The sequence below is a fragment of the Pseudomonas sp. WJP1 genome (genome assembly GCF_028471945.1).
GTDB lineage: Bacteria > Pseudomonadota > Gammaproteobacteria > Pseudomonadales > Pseudomonadaceae > Aquipseudomonas.
In genome coordinates this window covers 511,977-528,042 of record NZ_CP110128.1, presented here as the reverse complement: position 1 = coordinate 528,042, position 16,066 = coordinate 511,977, and the positions used below count along the sequence as shown (strand labels likewise).

At 61.5% G+C, this 16,066-nt stretch carries 14 protein-coding genes; 4 read left to right on the top strand and 10 right to left on the bottom strand.

Annotation, left to right across the window (positions count from 1 at the left end; all coding sequences use genetic code 11):
* Positions 1 to 135 precede the first annotated feature (135 nt).
* Genes OH720_RS02345 through asd form a run of 3 tightly spaced genes read left to right on the top strand, consistent with a single transcriptional unit; the run spans position 136 to position 3,411 of the window.
* A complete protein-coding gene (locus OH720_RS02345) occupies positions 136 to 1,674 on the top strand; it encodes an HDOD domain-containing protein (RefSeq protein ID WP_272604415.1) in 1,539 nt (512 codons plus the stop codon).
* 42 nt (positions 1,675 to 1,716) lie between these two features.
* A complete protein-coding gene (gene rhdA / locus OH720_RS02340; protein WP_272604414.1) occupies positions 1,717 to 2,541 on the top strand; it encodes a thiosulfate sulfurtransferase in 825 nt (274 codons plus the stop codon).
* A 9-nt stretch (positions 2,542 to 2,550) separates the two neighbouring features.
* Positions 2,551 to 3,411, top strand: coding sequence for an archaetidylserine decarboxylase (gene asd / locus OH720_RS02335; protein WP_272604413.1), 861 nt, complete (start codon positions 2,551 to 2,553; stop codon positions 3,409 to 3,411).
* Between the two features lie 130 nt (positions 3,412 to 3,541).
* Here the strand turns inward: asd and serB are convergent, their stop codons facing one another.
* A complete protein-coding gene (gene serB, locus OH720_RS02330; RefSeq protein ID WP_034148725.1) occupies positions 3,542 to 4,756 on the bottom strand; it encodes a phosphoserine phosphatase SerB in 1,215 nt (404 codons plus the stop codon).
* Between the two features lie 135 nt (positions 4,757 to 4,891).
* On the opposite strand from serB, the gene OH720_RS02325 reads away from it, so the two are divergent.
* The gene (locus OH720_RS02325) at positions 4,892 to 6,412 is read left to right on the top strand and encodes an AhpA/YtjB family protein (RefSeq protein WP_272604412.1); all 1,521 of its coding nucleotides are present in this window, start codon (positions 4,892 to 4,894) and stop codon (positions 6,410 to 6,412) included.
* 250 nt (positions 6,413 to 6,662) lie between these two features.
* On the opposite strand, the gene OH720_RS02320 is transcribed toward OH720_RS02325, so the two are convergent.
* The 9 genes from OH720_RS02320 to OH720_RS02280 form a co-directional block, all read right to left on the bottom strand.
* Entirely contained in the window at positions 6,663 to 7,376 is a 714-nt protein-coding gene (locus OH720_RS02320) for a PqiC family protein (RefSeq protein ID WP_180204006.1), read from the bottom strand.
* A gap of 176 nt (positions 7,377 to 7,552) precedes the next feature.
* The gene (gene parC, locus OH720_RS02315) at positions 7,553 to 9,820 is read right to left on the bottom strand and encodes a DNA topoisomerase IV subunit A (RefSeq protein WP_272604411.1); all 2,268 of its coding nucleotides are present in this window, start codon (positions 9,818 to 9,820) and stop codon (positions 7,553 to 7,555) included.
* Positions 9,821 to 9,827: 7 nt separating this feature from the next.
* The gene (locus OH720_RS02310; protein ID WP_272604410.1) at positions 9,828 to 10,352 is read right to left on the bottom strand and encodes a retropepsin-like aspartic protease family protein; all 525 of its coding nucleotides are present in this window, start codon (positions 10,350 to 10,352) and stop codon (positions 9,828 to 9,830) included.
* Positions 10,349 to 11,338 (bottom strand): esterase-like activity of phytase family protein, encoded by a 990-nt coding sequence (locus OH720_RS02305; protein WP_272604409.1) that lies wholly within the window; start codon positions 11,336 to 11,338, stop codon positions 10,349 to 10,351. Before OH720_RS02305 ends, OH720_RS02310 begins: the two co-directional genes overlap by 4 nt.
* On the bottom strand, positions 11,338 to 13,245 hold the full coding sequence (gene parE, locus OH720_RS02300; RefSeq protein WP_272604408.1) for a DNA topoisomerase IV subunit B: 1,908 nt from the start codon (positions 13,243 to 13,245) through the stop codon (positions 11,338 to 11,340). Before parE ends, OH720_RS02305 begins: the two co-directional genes overlap by 1 nt.
* 44 nt (positions 13,246 to 13,289) lie before the next feature.
* Positions 13,290 to 13,898: a YqiA/YcfP family alpha/beta fold hydrolase gene (locus OH720_RS02295; RefSeq protein WP_272604407.1), complete on the bottom strand. Its 609-nt coding sequence runs from the start codon at positions 13,896 to 13,898 to the stop codon at positions 13,290 to 13,292.
* A gap of 113 nt (positions 13,899 to 14,011) precedes the next feature.
* Positions 14,012 to 14,827, bottom strand: a complete 816-nt coding sequence (gene cpdA / locus OH720_RS02290; RefSeq protein ID WP_272604406.1) for a 3',5'-cyclic-AMP phosphodiesterase — start codon at positions 14,825 to 14,827, stop codon at positions 14,012 to 14,014.
* A 98-nt stretch (positions 14,828 to 14,925) separates the two neighbouring features.
* Positions 14,926 to 15,378: a DUF1249 domain-containing protein gene (locus OH720_RS02285; protein ID WP_034148716.1), complete on the bottom strand. Its 453-nt coding sequence runs from the start codon at positions 15,376 to 15,378 to the stop codon at positions 14,926 to 14,928.
* Entirely contained in the window at positions 15,369 to 15,986 is a 618-nt protein-coding gene (locus tag OH720_RS02280; RefSeq protein ID WP_272604405.1) for an NUDIX domain-containing protein, read from the bottom strand. The genes OH720_RS02285 and OH720_RS02280 overlap by 10 nt, the downstream gene beginning before the upstream one ends.
* Between the last annotated feature and the right edge of the window lie 80 nt (positions 15,987 to 16,066).

Here is a 16,066-nt window from a genome sequence, read left to right as displayed (position 1 = left end):
AGGTCATATTCGGAAGTTAAAAAATCTCTTCTTCTACTTATCGGCAAAACTGCGCCAGACTATAGCCAGTTCAGGCGAAAAGCTAATTTGACCCCCTCAGGGCACAGGTATTGTTGACGATGATCGCCTCCAGACATGGCTAGACAAACGAACGCCCCCACGCCAATACCGACCACGCTCGAAGGCTGGACCAAGCTTCTCGACGGCGTGCGCCTGCCGGTTCCACAGGCCAGTCATGACCGTGTCTGCCGGGCCCTGCGCGACAGCCACAGTTCTGTGCGCAAGATCGCCGACCTGATGCAGGACAGTCCAGCCCTGGCCTTAAGCGTGATTCGCGAGGCCAACCGGTACAACCATGGCGGCATGACCGAGCCGGCGGAAAACCTTGAGGTCGCCATCAATCGCCTCGGCTTGAAGCGCACCGAGGAGCTGCTCGCGCGACTGCCCGCCGTGCCCCAGGGCGAGATTCCGAAAGCCCTGCGCCAGTTGCAGCTGATCAGCCAGCACGCCAGCCAACAGGCCAACGGTTTTTTTGCCAGCCGCCTGGCGCGCCTGTGGCAGGACATCCATTGGGGCAGCCTGCTGTTTCTGTCGCCGTTGTGGCCGCTGGCCCTGACGCATCCGCACCTGCTCGAAGACTGGGAGCTGCGGGTCATTCATAAAGGCGAATCGGCGCGCACCGTCGAAAAGCAACTGTTCGGCGCCCGCCTGCTGGAAATCGGCCTGGCCCTGGTGAACCTGTGGCACCTGCCGATCTGGGTGCAACAGGGCTATCGTCTGCTGCTCACCGAGCAACGGGAGCTGGTCAAAGTCCTGCGCATTGCCCGTGACAGCGAGCATCCGCTCCGCCAGCAGAACCGTCTGGATGACGACCCGACCCTGCGCCGCTGGCTCAATCAACCGGCCAACACGGTGCTGTTGGCCAACGGGCTGGCGCTCTCGGCGCACCAGGCCTGGGACAGTCCGCACAGTGAGCGCTGGCAGTACCTGACCAGCCTCTACCTGCAAATACCGATGGACCAGGTGCAACAACAACTGCACCAGCAAGCCGCCAACAGTGCGCGTAACCACGCCATGCCCGACCTCTGGCATCCCGCTGTCGCGCTGATCTGGCCATGGGGCACGAACCCGGTGCATGCCGGTTTGCAGCCAGCCCCGGCCCCCACCGCCGAAGACCTGGCAAAGTGGCGCAAGCAATGCGCCGAGTTGCTGCTCGAGCCGAGTCGCTTCACCAATGCCATCCACCTGACCACCTCTGCCCGCGACGCACTGGTTGCCTGTGGCATGCGCAGGGTGATGATCCTGATGGCCGACCGCACCCACTCACAGCTGCGCGTGCACCAGACCGCCGGCTTGCCTGACGAAGTGGCCGGCCTGAACTTTGTCGTCAGTCAAAGCGCCGTGCTGCAACGCCTGCTCTCGCAACAGGCCCAGGTACGCCTTACGCCCCAGAACAACGCGCAATTTTCCGCGTTGCTGCCCAACAACCTGCGCAACCAGTTCAGCGGCGAACACCTGTTGCTGCGCTCGCTGCTCAACAATGGGCGGGTGATCATGATCGTCGTGGCAGACCAGGGTGGCGGGCCGTTCTCGGACATCACCGTGCAAGCCTTCGGCAAAACCGCACAATGCATCGAAAAAGCGCTGCACAGCTTTAGCCAGCGCGGCCAATAAGGCTGCGCTACAATCCCCCCTTTTGTGCTCTGGAGACCTCACATGTCTGACTTCTCTGGCTTGCCGCTGGTGATCGAGCCGAGCGACTTGCTCCCTCGTCTCGACGCCCGCGAACTGATCCTGGTGGACTTGACCAGCCCCGCCCGCTACGCCGAAGGGCACATTCCCGGCGCGCGCTTTGTCGATCCTAAACGCACGCAACTGGGGCAGGCGCCCGCCCCAGGACTGATGCCGCCGCAGGCAGCACTCGAAACCTTGTTTGGAGAGCTGGGGCACAATCCCGATGCCGTCTATGTCGTCTATGACGACGAAGGCGGCGGTTGGGCCGGACGCTTTATCTGGCTGCTGGACGTCATTGGCCACAGCAAGTATCACTATGTCGACGGCGGCCTGACGGCCTGGCTGGCAGAAGGCATGCCCATGTCGATCCAGATCCCGCCATCCGCTGGCGGCCCGGTTGCGCTGACCCTGCACGACGAACCCACCGCCACCCGCGAATACCTGCAAAGCCGTCTCGGCGCTGCCGACCTGGCGATCTGGGACGCACGCGGGCCGCTGGAGTATTCCGGCGAGAAAGTCCTGGCGGCCAAGGCCGGCCACATCCCAGGCGCGGTGAATTTCGAATGGACCGCGGGCATGGACAAGGCGCGCAACCTGCGCATCCGTACCGACATGCCGCAGATCCTCGAACAGCTCGGCATTACGCCTGACAAAGAAGTGATTACCCACTGCCAGACTCACCATCGATCTGGCTTCACCTATCTGGTGGCCAAGGCTCTCGGTTATCCGCGGGTCAAGGGCTACGCCGGCTCCTGGGGCGAATGGGGTAACCATCCCGATACGCCCGTAGAGATTCAAGGTTTTTAAGGACAGTTAATGAACAAGCGTCTGTTTATCGTCAGCCAATACCTGCTGCCCCACAACCTGCTCTCGCGACTGGCCGGCTGCATCGCCGAATGCCGCGTGCGCTGGTTCAAGAATGCGTTCACCGCATGGTTCGCCAAGCGTTACCAGGTGAACATGTCCGAGGCACTGGTCGAAGACCTGACCGCCTACGAGCACTTCAACGCTTTCTTCACCCGCGCCTTGAAAGACGGCGCGCGCCCGCTGGACGAAACACCTGGCTCAATCCTCAGCCCCGCGGACGGCGCCGTCAGCCAGCTCGGCCCGATCGAGCACGGTCGCGTATTCCAGGCCAAGGGCCACAGCTTCAGCGTGCTGGAACTGCTGGGTGGCGATGCGGCGAATGCCGCGCCGTTCATGGGCGGTGATTTCGCGACCATTTACCTGTCGCCGAAGGATTACCACCGCGTGCACATGCCACTGGCCGGCACCCTGCGCGAGATGGTCTACATCCCGGGCCGCCTGTTCTCGGTCAACCAGACCACCGCTGAAAACGTTCCGGAATTGTTTGCCCGCAACGAGCGCGTGGCGTGCATTTTCGACACTGAGCGCGGGCCAATGGCCGTGGTGCTGGTGGGCGCGATGATCGTGGCATCGATCGAAACCGTGTGGGCCGGACTGGTGACGCCGCCAAAACGCGAGCTGAAAACCTTCCGCTACGACGAAGCTGCACGCGCGCCGATCCACCTGGAAAAAGGTGCGGAACTGGGCCGCTTCAAACTGGGTTCGACCGCCGTCGTGCTGTTCGGGCCGGATCAGGTGAAGTGGGCTGAAGAACTGGTGGCGGGTTCGCCGGTGCGGATGGGTCAGGGGATGGGCTCGCCAAAAGCCTGATCGCCTTCGCCACTACTGTAGGAGCGAGCATGCTCGCGATGAACCTGAGAGCGGCGCGGGCAATCTGACTGCCCGCGTCATCGTTGACGTCCATCGCGAGCAGGCTCGCTCCTACAGTGGTTTTGCGGTGTTACAGCTGGCCGTCGCGATCGCGGAAGCCCAGCAGGTACAACACGCCATCCAGGCCCAGCGTCGAAATCGCCTGCTTCGCCGACTGCTTGACCAGCGGCTTGGCGCGGAATGCCACGCCCAACCCGGCAATCGCCAGCATCGGCAAGTCATTGGCACCGTCGCCGACCGCAATGGTTTGCTCCAGGCGCAAGCCTTCCTTGTGTGCCAGTTCCTTGAGCAAATCAGCCTTGCGCTGTGCATCGACAATCGGCTCGATCGCAACGCCGGTCACCTTGCCGTCGACCACTTCCAGTTCGTTGGCGAACACGTAGTCGATGCCCAACTTGGCCTGCAACTGCTTGGCGAAGTAGGTGAAGCCGCCCGACAGAATGGCAGTCTTGTAACCCAGGCGCTTGAGTTCGGCGAACAGGGTTTCAGCGCCTTCGGTCAGGCGCAGCGAGGCCCCGATCGAATCCAGCACGCCCACATCCAGGCCTTTGAGCAACGCCAGGCGTTCCTTGAAGCTGGCACGGAAGTCCAGTTCACCGGCCATCGCCCGCTCGGTGATTTCCGACACCTTGTCACCCACGCCTGCCGCCTTGGCCAGCTCATCGATGACCTCGGCTTCGATCAGGGTCGAGTCCATGTCGAACACCGCCAGGCGGCGGTTGCGACGGAACAGCGAATCTTCCTGGAAGGCGATGTCGACGTTCAGTTCCTGGGCGACGCTGAGGAATTCGGCCCGCAGTGCCTGCGGATCAGCCGCCTCGCCACGCACGGAAAACTCGATGCAGCCCTTGCCTTTATCGGCCGGGGTATCCAAAGGCATGCGCCCGGACAGGCGATCGATGTGGTCGATGTTCAGGCCATATTTGGCGGTGATCGAGCTCACGGCCTGCAATTGCCCGGCGGTAACCTTGCGAGTCAGCAGGGTCACGATGTGGCGTTTTTTGCCCTGGTTGCCGACCCACTGCTGGTAATCCTCTTCGGACACCGGTGTGAACCGCACCTGTTGATCAAGCTCATAGCCCTTGAACAGGATGTCCTTGAGCACCGACTTGCCTTGTTCGGTATCAGGAATTTCAACCAGGATGCCGAACGACAGGGTGTCGTGGATCACCGCCTGACCAATGTCGAGAATGTTCACACCACCCTGGGCCAGTACACCGGTAATGGCCGCAGTCAGACCCGGACGGTCGACTCCCGTGATGTTTATCAGGACGATTTCGCGCAAGGCGCACCCCCGCAGGTGGAAAAAAACCGCATTCTACCCACATTCAGTGACCATCGGGCACCGTGAGCGCTTTGACGGTCTAGGGCCTGTCGCTATACTGCGCGTCAACTTCACGGACAAAAGAGCCGAGCTCAAGTGAACCGGCCCACGCCAGTAAAAACCGATAACTTCTTTCTGCTGATCTTCCGTGCACTGCGCCACCGCCGTGTACCGATTGCATTGCGCATTGCCAGCCATAACGTGATCCTGGTCGCCCTGGCCCTGGTGATCTACGCCTGCGTGATGGGTTTGCAGTTCAAGCAGGCCATGCACGAGCAAGCCGATGCGCTGGGTGAAAGCCTGACCATGCAGACGGCCTCCTCCGCCACCGAGCTGTTGGTGTCCAACGACATCCTCAGCCTCAACGTGCTGCTCAACAACCTGACCAAGAACAAGCTGGTGGCCCACGCCGCCATCTACAGCATGGACAACCGGATCCTTGCCGAGGCTGGCCAGCGCCCCAAGCACGGCCTGCTGGGCGAAGCCGAAGGCATCTATCAGAGCAAGATCACTTTCCAGGACGTGACCGCCGGTCAGCTGCGCATCAGCCTGGACATGGATCAGTTCCAGCAGCCGATGACCATCAGCCTGCAAAGCATGGGGATCTTGAGCGCGATCCTGCTGGCCCTGTCCCTGGCCTTGAGCCTGCGCATGGGTCGATACCTCTCCACGCCGCTGCTGCAATTGCGGTTGTGGCTGCGCAACATCGACGAATACACCCCGGCCACCGAGCGTAACGACGAGATCGGCGACCTGGCGCGCCAGCTGCACGCCGACTTCGCGCCGGAACCGGCCGAACCGGAACCCGTGCCGGAACCCGAACTGGACGACATCGATGACGACGATGCCGAACCGGGTTTCGAAGTGCGTAACCTGCGCGATCCAAGCTTCGATGAAAGCCGCCCGATGGCCGCGATGAAAGCCGCGCCACGGCGTGTCGTCAGCACCGTTGAAGACGACGACGATGAGGCATTCGCTGATTTGCTCGATGATGTGCCGGCCAGCACGGCGAAACCGTTGGGCAAACCCGTGGCCTCCAGCGTGCCGCAGCACAGTGCCGTGCTGGCCGTACAGTTGGGCTCACAGGAACAACTGCGACGCCTGCCCCGGACACGCTTGGAAGAGCTGACCAAACGCTACCGCGACTGCCTCGACCAGGCGGCCTCGCTCTATCAGAGCGAAATGCACACCCTGAACGATGGCAGCACGCTGATGCTTTTCCACAACGAAGACAGCGGCGACGACTACCTGACCAACGCCATCTGCTGCGGCGAGCTGCTGCGGGCGCTGGGCCATCAACTGCAGATCGAAGTCGCCGACAGCGGCATCACCTTGCAATTGCAGCTTGGCCTGACCCTGGGCGACGAGTTGTTCGGCCTGAGCCAGATCGACCTGTTGCTCACCGACGCCGCGCAGGACGCCCTGGCCCTGTCGCAACACAGCCGCAACCTGCTGCTGGTGGAGCGCAAGATCAGTGACGATGCCCTGATCCGCCAACGCGCACGGATCCGCCCGATTGCCAGCCCTGAGGGCGCCTGCTGCGTGGAGCGGTTGATGGAGCCTTATCCGTCGATGCTGGAGCGACAACTGGCGCGGATGCACGAACGCCGGGCGTAGGTATTGGCCCTGATGTGAAGAAGCCCGCAGATGAGTGATCGTCTGCGGGCTTTTTGTTGCCCGTCCTGGCGCTATCGCTGGCAAGCCAGCTCCCACAGTGATTGATGCCGTACACACAATCAGCGCTCAACAGATAACCTGTGGGAGCTGGCTTGCCAGCGATGAGGCCATCAGCAGCACTGGAAACCTCCAACCTACAGAAACAACAAGGCCCGCATCACTGCGGGCCTTGTTTCGAAACCATTCAGACCTAGAAGCGAAACACTTCCATATCCGTACGGATCGGTGCAGCCATCGGTATCTTCGGCTGTTTTTCCTGTTCCGCCGCAGGCGCCACAGGCTTAGCCGCCGGCTTTTTCGGGGCTTCGGCAATCGGCGGCTGGTTGGCCAGCGGCTTGAGCGCCACCGACAGCTGTTCAGCGAGCTTCTGCAGCAACGCACCCTGTGCCTGAACCTGAGCCGCGGTGCTGCCGGCGTGCTGTTCCTGCAGGTGGATGATGCGGTTATCGCGCACCTGGCCACGACGGTCGATCAAACGCCATTGCGCATCGAGGATCGCCGGTTGCGAGGCCCCCGAATCCAGGCGCGTGATGGTCAACAGCACCTGTACATCCGGAGTGAACCCGGTTGTCGCAGGCGCCAGCACTACGCGCTGGCTGTCCAGGTGACCAGCCACCTGACGCAGCAACAGCTGATCGATGTCGGAAGACAGGCTGCCAGCCCAACGGCCATCGGCCGAGGCTTGCAGGCTGCCGTCAGGCTGACGCTGCAGCAGGGTTTCGCGCTGCAGGTAGTCCGCCACGGTTACCGGGCCCAACAAAACCGCCATGCCCGCGCTTTGCGCAGGCTGAACCGGACTTCCGCTGTCCAGTTGATACAGCGACACCGGCTGGTGAACGCTGCAACCCGCCAGGCCAAGAACGCCGGCGAGCATCAAAATAAAAGGAAGGCGCAGAGCAGTCATCGTCCCATCCAGGTGATTGCCACAAGACTAATCACAGTGAAAATACTCAATAAATATGAAGAACGCTCGGCCACGCCGGCGCTTGAAAGGCCATATCATCCGTGAATATGCGTTCCGACTCCAGCGCCAAAGCGCCGATCTACGCGTTAAATCGCAGATCAGGCGCTCTAGGACGCTTAATTGAGGTTTTCGACGAGCAGCGCATCCACCCTCTGGAAGCCACGTGGCAGTTTGTTACCACGACGCCCACGCTCACCTTTGTAGTGTTCGAGGTCGTCTGCTTTCAGTGACAAGGTACGTTTTCCGGCCTGCAGCACCAAGGTGGCACCATCCGGCACAACGGCGATGTCCGTTACATACTCTTCGCGACTGGCCACGCGCTCACCGGAAATCCCGATGATCTTGTTGCCTTTGCCCTTACCTAATTGTGGCAGATCGCTGATCTTGAAGATCAGCAGGCGACCTTCGGTGGTCACCGAAGCCAGCCAATTCTGCTCACGATCGGCCACCGGACGCGGCAGGATCACCTTGGCGTTGTTCGGCAGGCTCAGCAGGGCCTTGCCCGCCTTGTTCTTGGCCTGCAGGTCTTCACCCTTGACCACGAAACCGTAACCGGCGTCCGAGGCGATGACGTAGAGCGCATCGTCTTCGGGCATCAGCACGCATTCGAAACTCGCCCCTGGCGGTGGCGTCAGACGGCCGGTCAACGGTTCGCCCTGGCCACGGGCCGAAGGCAAGGTGTGCGCGGCGACCGAGTAGCTGCGACCGGTGGAATCGATAAACACCGCGAACTGGTTGGAACGCCCTGCCGCCAAGGCCTTGAAACCATCCCCGGCCTTGTACGAAAGCCCGGTGGCGTCGATCTCATGGCCCTTGGCGGAGCGAACCCAGCCTTTTTCCGAGAGCACGACGGTGACTTTTTCGTTCGGCAGCAGATCGTGCTCGGTCAGCGCTTTCGCTTCTGCACGCTCGACGATTGGCGAGCGACGGTCGTCGCCATAGGTCTCGGCGTCCTTGATCAGCTCGCTGCGCACCAGTTTTTTCAACTTGGCTTCGCTGCTCAGCAGCGCTTGCAGCTTGGCTTGTTCCTTGAGCAGTTCATCCTGCTCGGAACGCAGCTTCATTTCTTCCAGGCGCGCCAATTGACGCAAACGCGTGTCCAGAATGTAGTCGGCCTGGATTTCGCTCAGGGCGAAACGCTCGATCAGCGCGGCCTTGGGCTGCTCCTCGGTGCGGATGATGTGAATCACTTCATCCAGGTTGAGGTAGGCGATCAACAAACCGTCCAACAGGTGCAGGCGACGCTCGACCTTGTCCAGGCGGAATTGCAGGCGGCGACGCACGGTCTGCACCCGGAACTCCAACCACTCGACCAGCAGCGCCCGCAGGTTCTTCAGCTGCGGCTTGCCGTCCAGCCCGATGATGTTGATGTTGACCCGGTAGCTCGACTCCAGCTCGGTGCTGGCGAACAGGTGCTGCATCAAGGCATCGTGGTCGAAGTTTTTCCGGGCGCCCGGAATAATCACGATACGGCACGGGTTCTCGTGGTCCGACTCGTCGCGCAAGTCGGCGATTTGCGGAGCTTTCGACGGTTTGGCCTGCATCATCGCCGCGATCTGTTCCAGCACCTTGGCACCCGAAACCTGATGCGGCAGCGCGGTGACGATGATGTCGCCGTCTTCGATGTGATAAACGGCGCGCATACGCACCGAACCGCGACCTGTTTCGTAGATTTTCAGCAGGTCGGCGCGCGGCGTGATGATTTCCGCTTCGGTCGGATAATCCGGGCCTTGAATGTGCTCGCAGAGCTGTTCGACCGTTGCCTTGGGCTCATCGAGCAAACGCACGCAGGCGCTGGCGACTTCGCGCAGGTTGTGCGGCGGCACGTCGGTGGCCATGCCCACGGCAATGCCGGTGGTGCCGTTCAGCAGGATATTCGGCAAACGTGCGGGCAACACCAGCGGTTCGTCGAGTGTGCCGTCGAAGTTCGGGCCCCAATCCGCCGTGCCCTGGCCCAGTTCGCTGAGCAGCACTTCGGAATAACGCGACAGCCGTGCTTCGGTGTAACGCATGGCGGCGAAGGACTTGGGATCGTCCGGCGCACCCCAGTTACCCTGGCCATCGACCAGCGTGTAGCGGTAGCTGAACGGCTGGGCCATCAGCACCATCGCTTCGTAGCAGGCCGAGTCGCCATGGGGGTGGAACTTGCCGAGCACGTCACCGACGGTACGCGCCGATTTCTTGTGCTTGGAATCGGCGTCCAGCCCCAGCTCACTCATGGCGTAGACGATACGCCGCTGTACCGGTTTCAGGCCGTCGCCGATATGCGGCAAGGCACGGTCCATGATCACGTACATGGAGTAGTTGAGGTAGGCATTTTCGGTGAAGTCAGCCAGTGATCGGCGTTCTACACCGTCCAGGCTGAGATCAAGGGAGTCGCTCATGCGGGCCTCATCGGTTCGTTGTCTGGCGCAGCAGCATGGTGCCACCGCGCTGGGTAAATTCAAGTTTGTTCAGCGCGCTCATACCGAGCAGCACTTGATCGCCATCCAGGCCTGGCACGACGAGGGCGCGCACATCACGCAACACAATGTCGCCCAGTTGCAGCCGATCGACGCGGGTTCGATAACCCTCGGTGCGTCCGTTGGCGGTGCTCAGGGTCACCCCGAAGCCTTGTTCCAGTTTCAGCCTCTGCGCCAATTGCGCCGGGATCGCCACATCGGTCGCCCCGGTATCGAGCATGAACTTCACCGGCTGGCCATTGATATGGCCGCTGGCAACGAAATGCCCCTGGCCGTTGCTGACCAGTTTCACTTCGACAAAACCATCGCCGCGCTCCGAGCTCACGACCACATTCGGGTTTTGCTGACGCTCTTCCCACTGGCCGAAGAACCGCGTCGCCAGGAACAACGCGGCGCACCAGGCCAGGATCATCAAGACCCGACCGGCACGCTTGCCTGGCGCTTGCTGGCTCATGGCTTGGAACTCCAGCCACCTTCAGGTGCAGCAAAACGCCAGACGATCGGACGCACCTCGCCATCGGCGCGGGCACCGGTGTTGTTGTCGACCCCGATCCAGGCCCCCTCGGCGTCCACGATCAACGCTTCGGTCAGTGCAAAGTCCTGGGGATAACGACGATTTTCCTGCAGCGCCTCATTGGCAAACGACCAGCAGCGTTCGACCTTGGCCGTCACCGCATCCCGGCGACAAATCTCGAACGCGTTGCGCTCAAGGGTAAACAGCTTGCCGTTGAACCACGACAGATCGGCAAAATCCCGGGGCATCGCCCGGGCGCTGGGAAATTGTGCAGGCTGCATTTCCATTCCCCCTTCGCTCAGCAGCACACAACCGCCGTCACAGTCCCACACGGTCTGCTTGCGCTTGACCCGCAGCAACCCGCGACTCTCACGCTCGGCAGACAACCACAACTGGTCACCCTGCGGATTGATCGCCAGGCCTTCGAACAATGCATTGAAGCGCAGCAACATACCGCTGGCCCGCGCTTCGCGAACCATGAGCGGCGAAATTTTCAGCCAGGAGGCCGGCCCGGTTGGCGGAATCTGCAGCACCGCCGCATGGGATTCGCTGACCACGTAGCGATTTCCGGCGCTGTCGCAGGTAATCCCTTCGAAATCCAGGTCACCGCCACGCACGAACGACGACACCCAGGCCCGCGAACGCAAACCCCAGGGCAAGCCACTGTCGGGCACGGGCGGAACGCCGATGCCCACCGCTTCCGCGTGCCAGACACCCTCGCCCGTCTCGAGGCGGTAGATCTGGTCGTCATCACGGTCGGAGACCGTCCACAGCTCATTGCCGCACTGGGCCAGCCCGGACAGGTTGCCACCGCGCATGCCGTCCACGGCATGCTCGGACAACAGGCGCAACTGCGGTGTCGGCTTGGCAGACACCGTCATCGAGGTCAGCAGCAACGCACACGCCAGGGCAAAGCCCAGCCGCATCAGCCCAGCACCTCCGCCAGGTTGCCCTTGGACTCCAGCCAGTTCTTGCGGTCACCGGCGCGTTTTTTCGCCAGCAGCATGTCCATCATTTCCGAGGTCGCGGCGAAATCCTCACCGAGGGTCAACTGCACCAGGCGCCGAGTATTCGGATCCATGGTGGTTTCGCGCAACTGCGGCGGGTTCATCTCACCCAGGCCTTTGAATCGCGTGACCTGCGGCTTGCCACGCTTCTTCTCGGCCACCAGGCGATCGAGAATGCCGTCGCGCTCGGCCTCATCCAGGGCGTAGTAGATCTCTTTACCCAGGTCGATGCGGTACAGCGGCGGCATGGCGACGTAGACGTGACCGGCATCCACCAACGGACGGAAATGCTGGACGAACAACGCGCAGAGCAGGGTTGCGATGTGCAGGCCGTCGGAGTCGGCGTCGGCGAGGATGCAGATCTTGCCGTAGCGCAGCTGGCTCATGTCCGCGGCGCCCGGATCGACGCCGATGGCCACGGCGATGTTGTGTACTTCCTGGCTCGCCAGCACTTCGCTGCCGTCGACTTCCCAGGTGTTGAGGATCTTGCCGCGCAACGGCAGGATCGCCTGAAATTCCTTATCCCGTGCTTGTTTGGCGGACCCGCCGGCGGAATCACCTTCGACCAGGAACAGCTCGGAACGCATCGGATCCTGCCCGGCGCAGTCAGCCAGTTTGCCCGGCAATGCCGGCCCCTGAGTCACGCGTTTGCGCTCGACTTTCTTGCTCGCCTTGAGGCGTCGGCCGGCGTTGTTGATCGCCAGTTCCGCCAGCGCCAGACCGGTTTCCGGGTTGGCGTTGAGCCACAGGCTGAAGGCATCCTTGACCACACCGGAAACGAACGCCGCCGCTTCACGGGACGAAAGACGCTCTTTGGTCTGGCCGGAGAATTGCGGCTCCTGCATCTTCATCGACAGAACGAAAGCGATACGCTCCCAGACGTCTTCCGGCGCCAGCTTCACGCCGCGCGGCAGCAGGCTGCGGAATTCGCAGAACTCGCGCATGGCGTCGAGCAGGCCTTGGCGCAGGCCGTTGACGTGGGTGCCACCCTGGGCCGTGGGGATCAGGTTGACATAGCTTTCCTGCACCGCGTCGCCACCTTCCGGCAGCCACAGCAGCGCCCAGTCGACCGCTTCCTTGTTACCGGCGAAGGCACCGCAGAACGGCTCGTCCGGTAGACGCTCGAATTCGCTGACGGCATCGACCAGGTAGGAACGCAGGCCATCTTCGTAATGCCATTCGACTTTCTCGCCGGTGGCCTTGTCTTCAAAACTGACCAGCAGCCCCGGGCACAGTACGGCCTTGGCCTTGAGCACGTGCTTGAGGCGACTGATGGAAAATTTCGGTGAATCGAAATATTTCGGATCCGGGGCGAAGAACACGCTGGTCCCGGTGTTGCGCTTGCCAACCGTCCCGACGATTTCCAGCTCGGTTTTCTTGTAACCGTCGGCGAAGGTCATCTGGTATTCGTTGCCGTCACGTTTGACACGCACCCGGACTTCGGTCGACAAGGCGTTGACCACCGAAATACCCACCCCGTGCAGACCGCCGGAGAACTGGTAGTTCTTGTTGGAAAACTTGCCGCCCGCATGAAGCTTGGTGAGGATCAGTTCGACGCCCGAAACGCCTTCTTCGGGGTGAATGTCCACCGGCATGCCACGGCCGTCATCGCTGACTTCCAGCGAGTGATCGGCGTGGAGGATGACCTGCACCGATTTGGCATGCCCGGCCAAGGCTTCGTCGACGCTGTTGTCGATGACTTCCTGGGCAAGGTGGTTCGGCCGACTGGTGTCGGTGTACATACCGGGGCGTTTGCGCACCGGGTCGAGGCCCGAGAGGACTTCGATGGCGTCGGCGTTATAAGAGCTAGCGCTGGGAGTGGCCATGGGGTCTCGTCGTCAGTCTTTCATTGAAAATAGGGGGCAAGGTTTCACAGCGCGGTGAAATCAATCGCCTGATACAAATCTGCGCCAATGCCGGCAAAACTCAGCATCGCCGGTAGCTGCTCGGCAAAACCCTGGTAACCATGGTCGCCACCCGCCTGGATGCGCAAGGCACAGGCCCGGTAATACTGCTGGGCATGGCGATAGTCCAGCGTTTCGTCACCGGTCTGCAACCATACCTGATAGCGCTGTGGGTCCTGGGGTGCCGGCACTTCCAGCTCGGCGAGGGCCGTCACGTGGTCGAGGGTCATTTCCCAGGTCTGTTCGGTATACAGGTTTTTCTGTGTCCCCAGGAACCCGTCGAACATCCGGTGCGGGCTGACGGCAGGGTTGATCAACAGGGCTTTCAAGCCATGGCGCTCGGCCAGGTGAGTCGCATAGTAGCCGCCGAGCGAGCTTCCCACCAGCAGTGGCCGTCCGAGCGCTTCAATCGCCTGTTCAAGCTGGCCAATGGCCTCGCGGGGATGGTGATGCAGGGCCGGCACAAGCAGTTGGTCGCTCAAACCCAGGCGCTCCATCACTTCGCTCAACTGAGTGGCCTTTTTCGACGCAGGCGCGCTGTTGAAGCCGTGGATATAAAGGATCGAGCCGGACATTTGAACTCCCTGAGCGTCGGGTAAAGAGGCGGAGTTTACAGGGAATCCGGGATAGATATAGAAATCGGCGGTGTCTGTGCGGACGCCATCGGTATGTGGAAACGACAAATATGTCAGTAGCCGTCGGAATCGTAATCAACCTGGAAATCGAACCCGATCAGCCGCTCCACACCGGTTTCAAGCCGCCCATCCGGCAACAACCGCAACCAGCGATACCCCGGCGCCTGCTCCCCGACCTTGAAATCCTCGCTGCCCGGTTCGAACTGAATGCAGGTCGATGGCGAGGCGATCAGACGCACGTTGTTACGCAATTGATCGATTTCCTGGTGCACATGCCCCCACAGTACCGCGCGTACCTGTGGAAAACGATCCAGAACCTCAAAAAACGCTTCGGGATTACGCAGCCCGATTGGCTCCATCCACGCACAGCCGATCGATACCGGGTGATGGTGCAGGCACACCAGATGATGCCGCTCTGGCGCCTCGCTCAATGAACGGGCCAGCAGTTGCAACTGTTCGTCCTGCAAATACCCCGGCACCGAGCCGGGCACTGCCGAATCAAGCAGTGTGACCCGCCAGTTGCCGATATCCACCACCGAGTCCAGCAAAGCACTTTGCACCGCGGCCTCAGCCATGATTTGCGGTTCGTCGTGGTTGCCGGGAATCCAGCGGGCCGGCGCGTCGAGCTGCCGGGTCAACTCACGAAACTGCTGGTAGGACTCAAGCGTGCCGTCCTGGGACAGATCGCCTGTCGCCAGGAGCAGATCGATCCGCGGCTGCTGCACACGCACCAATTCAATGACTTTTTGCAGGCTGTCGCGGGTATTCATGCCCAGCAGCGTCCTGTCCGCCTCGGCAAACAGATGACTGTCGGAGAGTTGCACCAGCAATGCCGGATCGGCGCTGGTCAGTGTGGATACGCTCGGCAAGGTGTTCTCCCAGGGCGTGAACACGGATCGGGTCAGAGTCGCAATTATGCTGGGAGACGATCGAAAGGGGAAACCTGTGAACCTGACGCAGTTCACAACTAACGGACGACTTCGTACTCATGCCCCAGCGCCAGGCAATGGCTCAGCCATTCGCCCAGGAACATGTTCAGCTGGGCCTTTTCGTCGGGCTGGTGCATCGAGGCGTTCGGATAAGGATAGATGCCGCGAAAGCGACGTGCATGTTCGGCGCTGACCACTTCGGCCATGCACGCGTCGTGATAGACCTGGACTTCCAGTTGCGGAACCGGCAGCCACGGCAGGCTGTGTTCCTGGCGCACTTGCAGGGTCGTGGTGTAGGGACAGACCTGCAGCACCTCCAGCGCCAGCACGCCCAGCATCTGTTCGCCGTGGGTCACGGCGATGCGCCGCGCTGCCGGCTCGCTGCGCATGTCCGGCAACAGTCGCATCAGGCGCGCGTAGTTCGCCTCACAGGACGCCTGCAGCCCCACGAGGTCCACCCGATAGCGATCGCGCAGTTTGTTTACGACCATAGCCCCCTCACTTCAACGCGATTCAGTGCCAGCCATTGCAAGGCAATGATGCTGGCCGCGTTGGCAATACGTCCGTCGCGTACGGCTTGCAGGGCATCTTCGAAAGCCCACACCGTGACGCGGATATCTTCAGCCTCTTCCTCCAGCCCATGCAGGCCGCCTGCCCCACTACTATCGCAACGTCCAAGGTACAAATGCACGAATTCGTTGCTGCCGCCCGGCGATGGAAAATATTGGGTCATCGGCCACAGCGCCCCGATCACAAGACCAGCTTCCTCCTGCGCTTCGCGGTGAGCAACTTCTTCCGGTTGCTCGTCCTTGTCGATCAGACCAGCGACCAGTTCGATCAACCATGGATTGCCGGTCTTGCCCACGGCGCCGACGCGAAACTGCTCGATCAGCACCACTTCATCGCGCTGCGGATCGTAGGGCAGCACGCACACCGCATCGTGGCGCACGAACAGTTCACGGCTGATTTCGCGACTCATGCCGCCGGCGAACAATTCGTGGCGCAAGTGCACGCGATCGAGCTTGTAGAAACCCTCGAAGCACTTTTCGCGCCGAACGATATCCACGGCGGTCGGAATGGCTTTGGTAAAATCAGTCATGACTATCCTCTTACTTCAAACCGATACGAGGTGCGTTCTTCCTGGAACCTCGACTTCGCGCCATCCTAACGCGCCGGTGA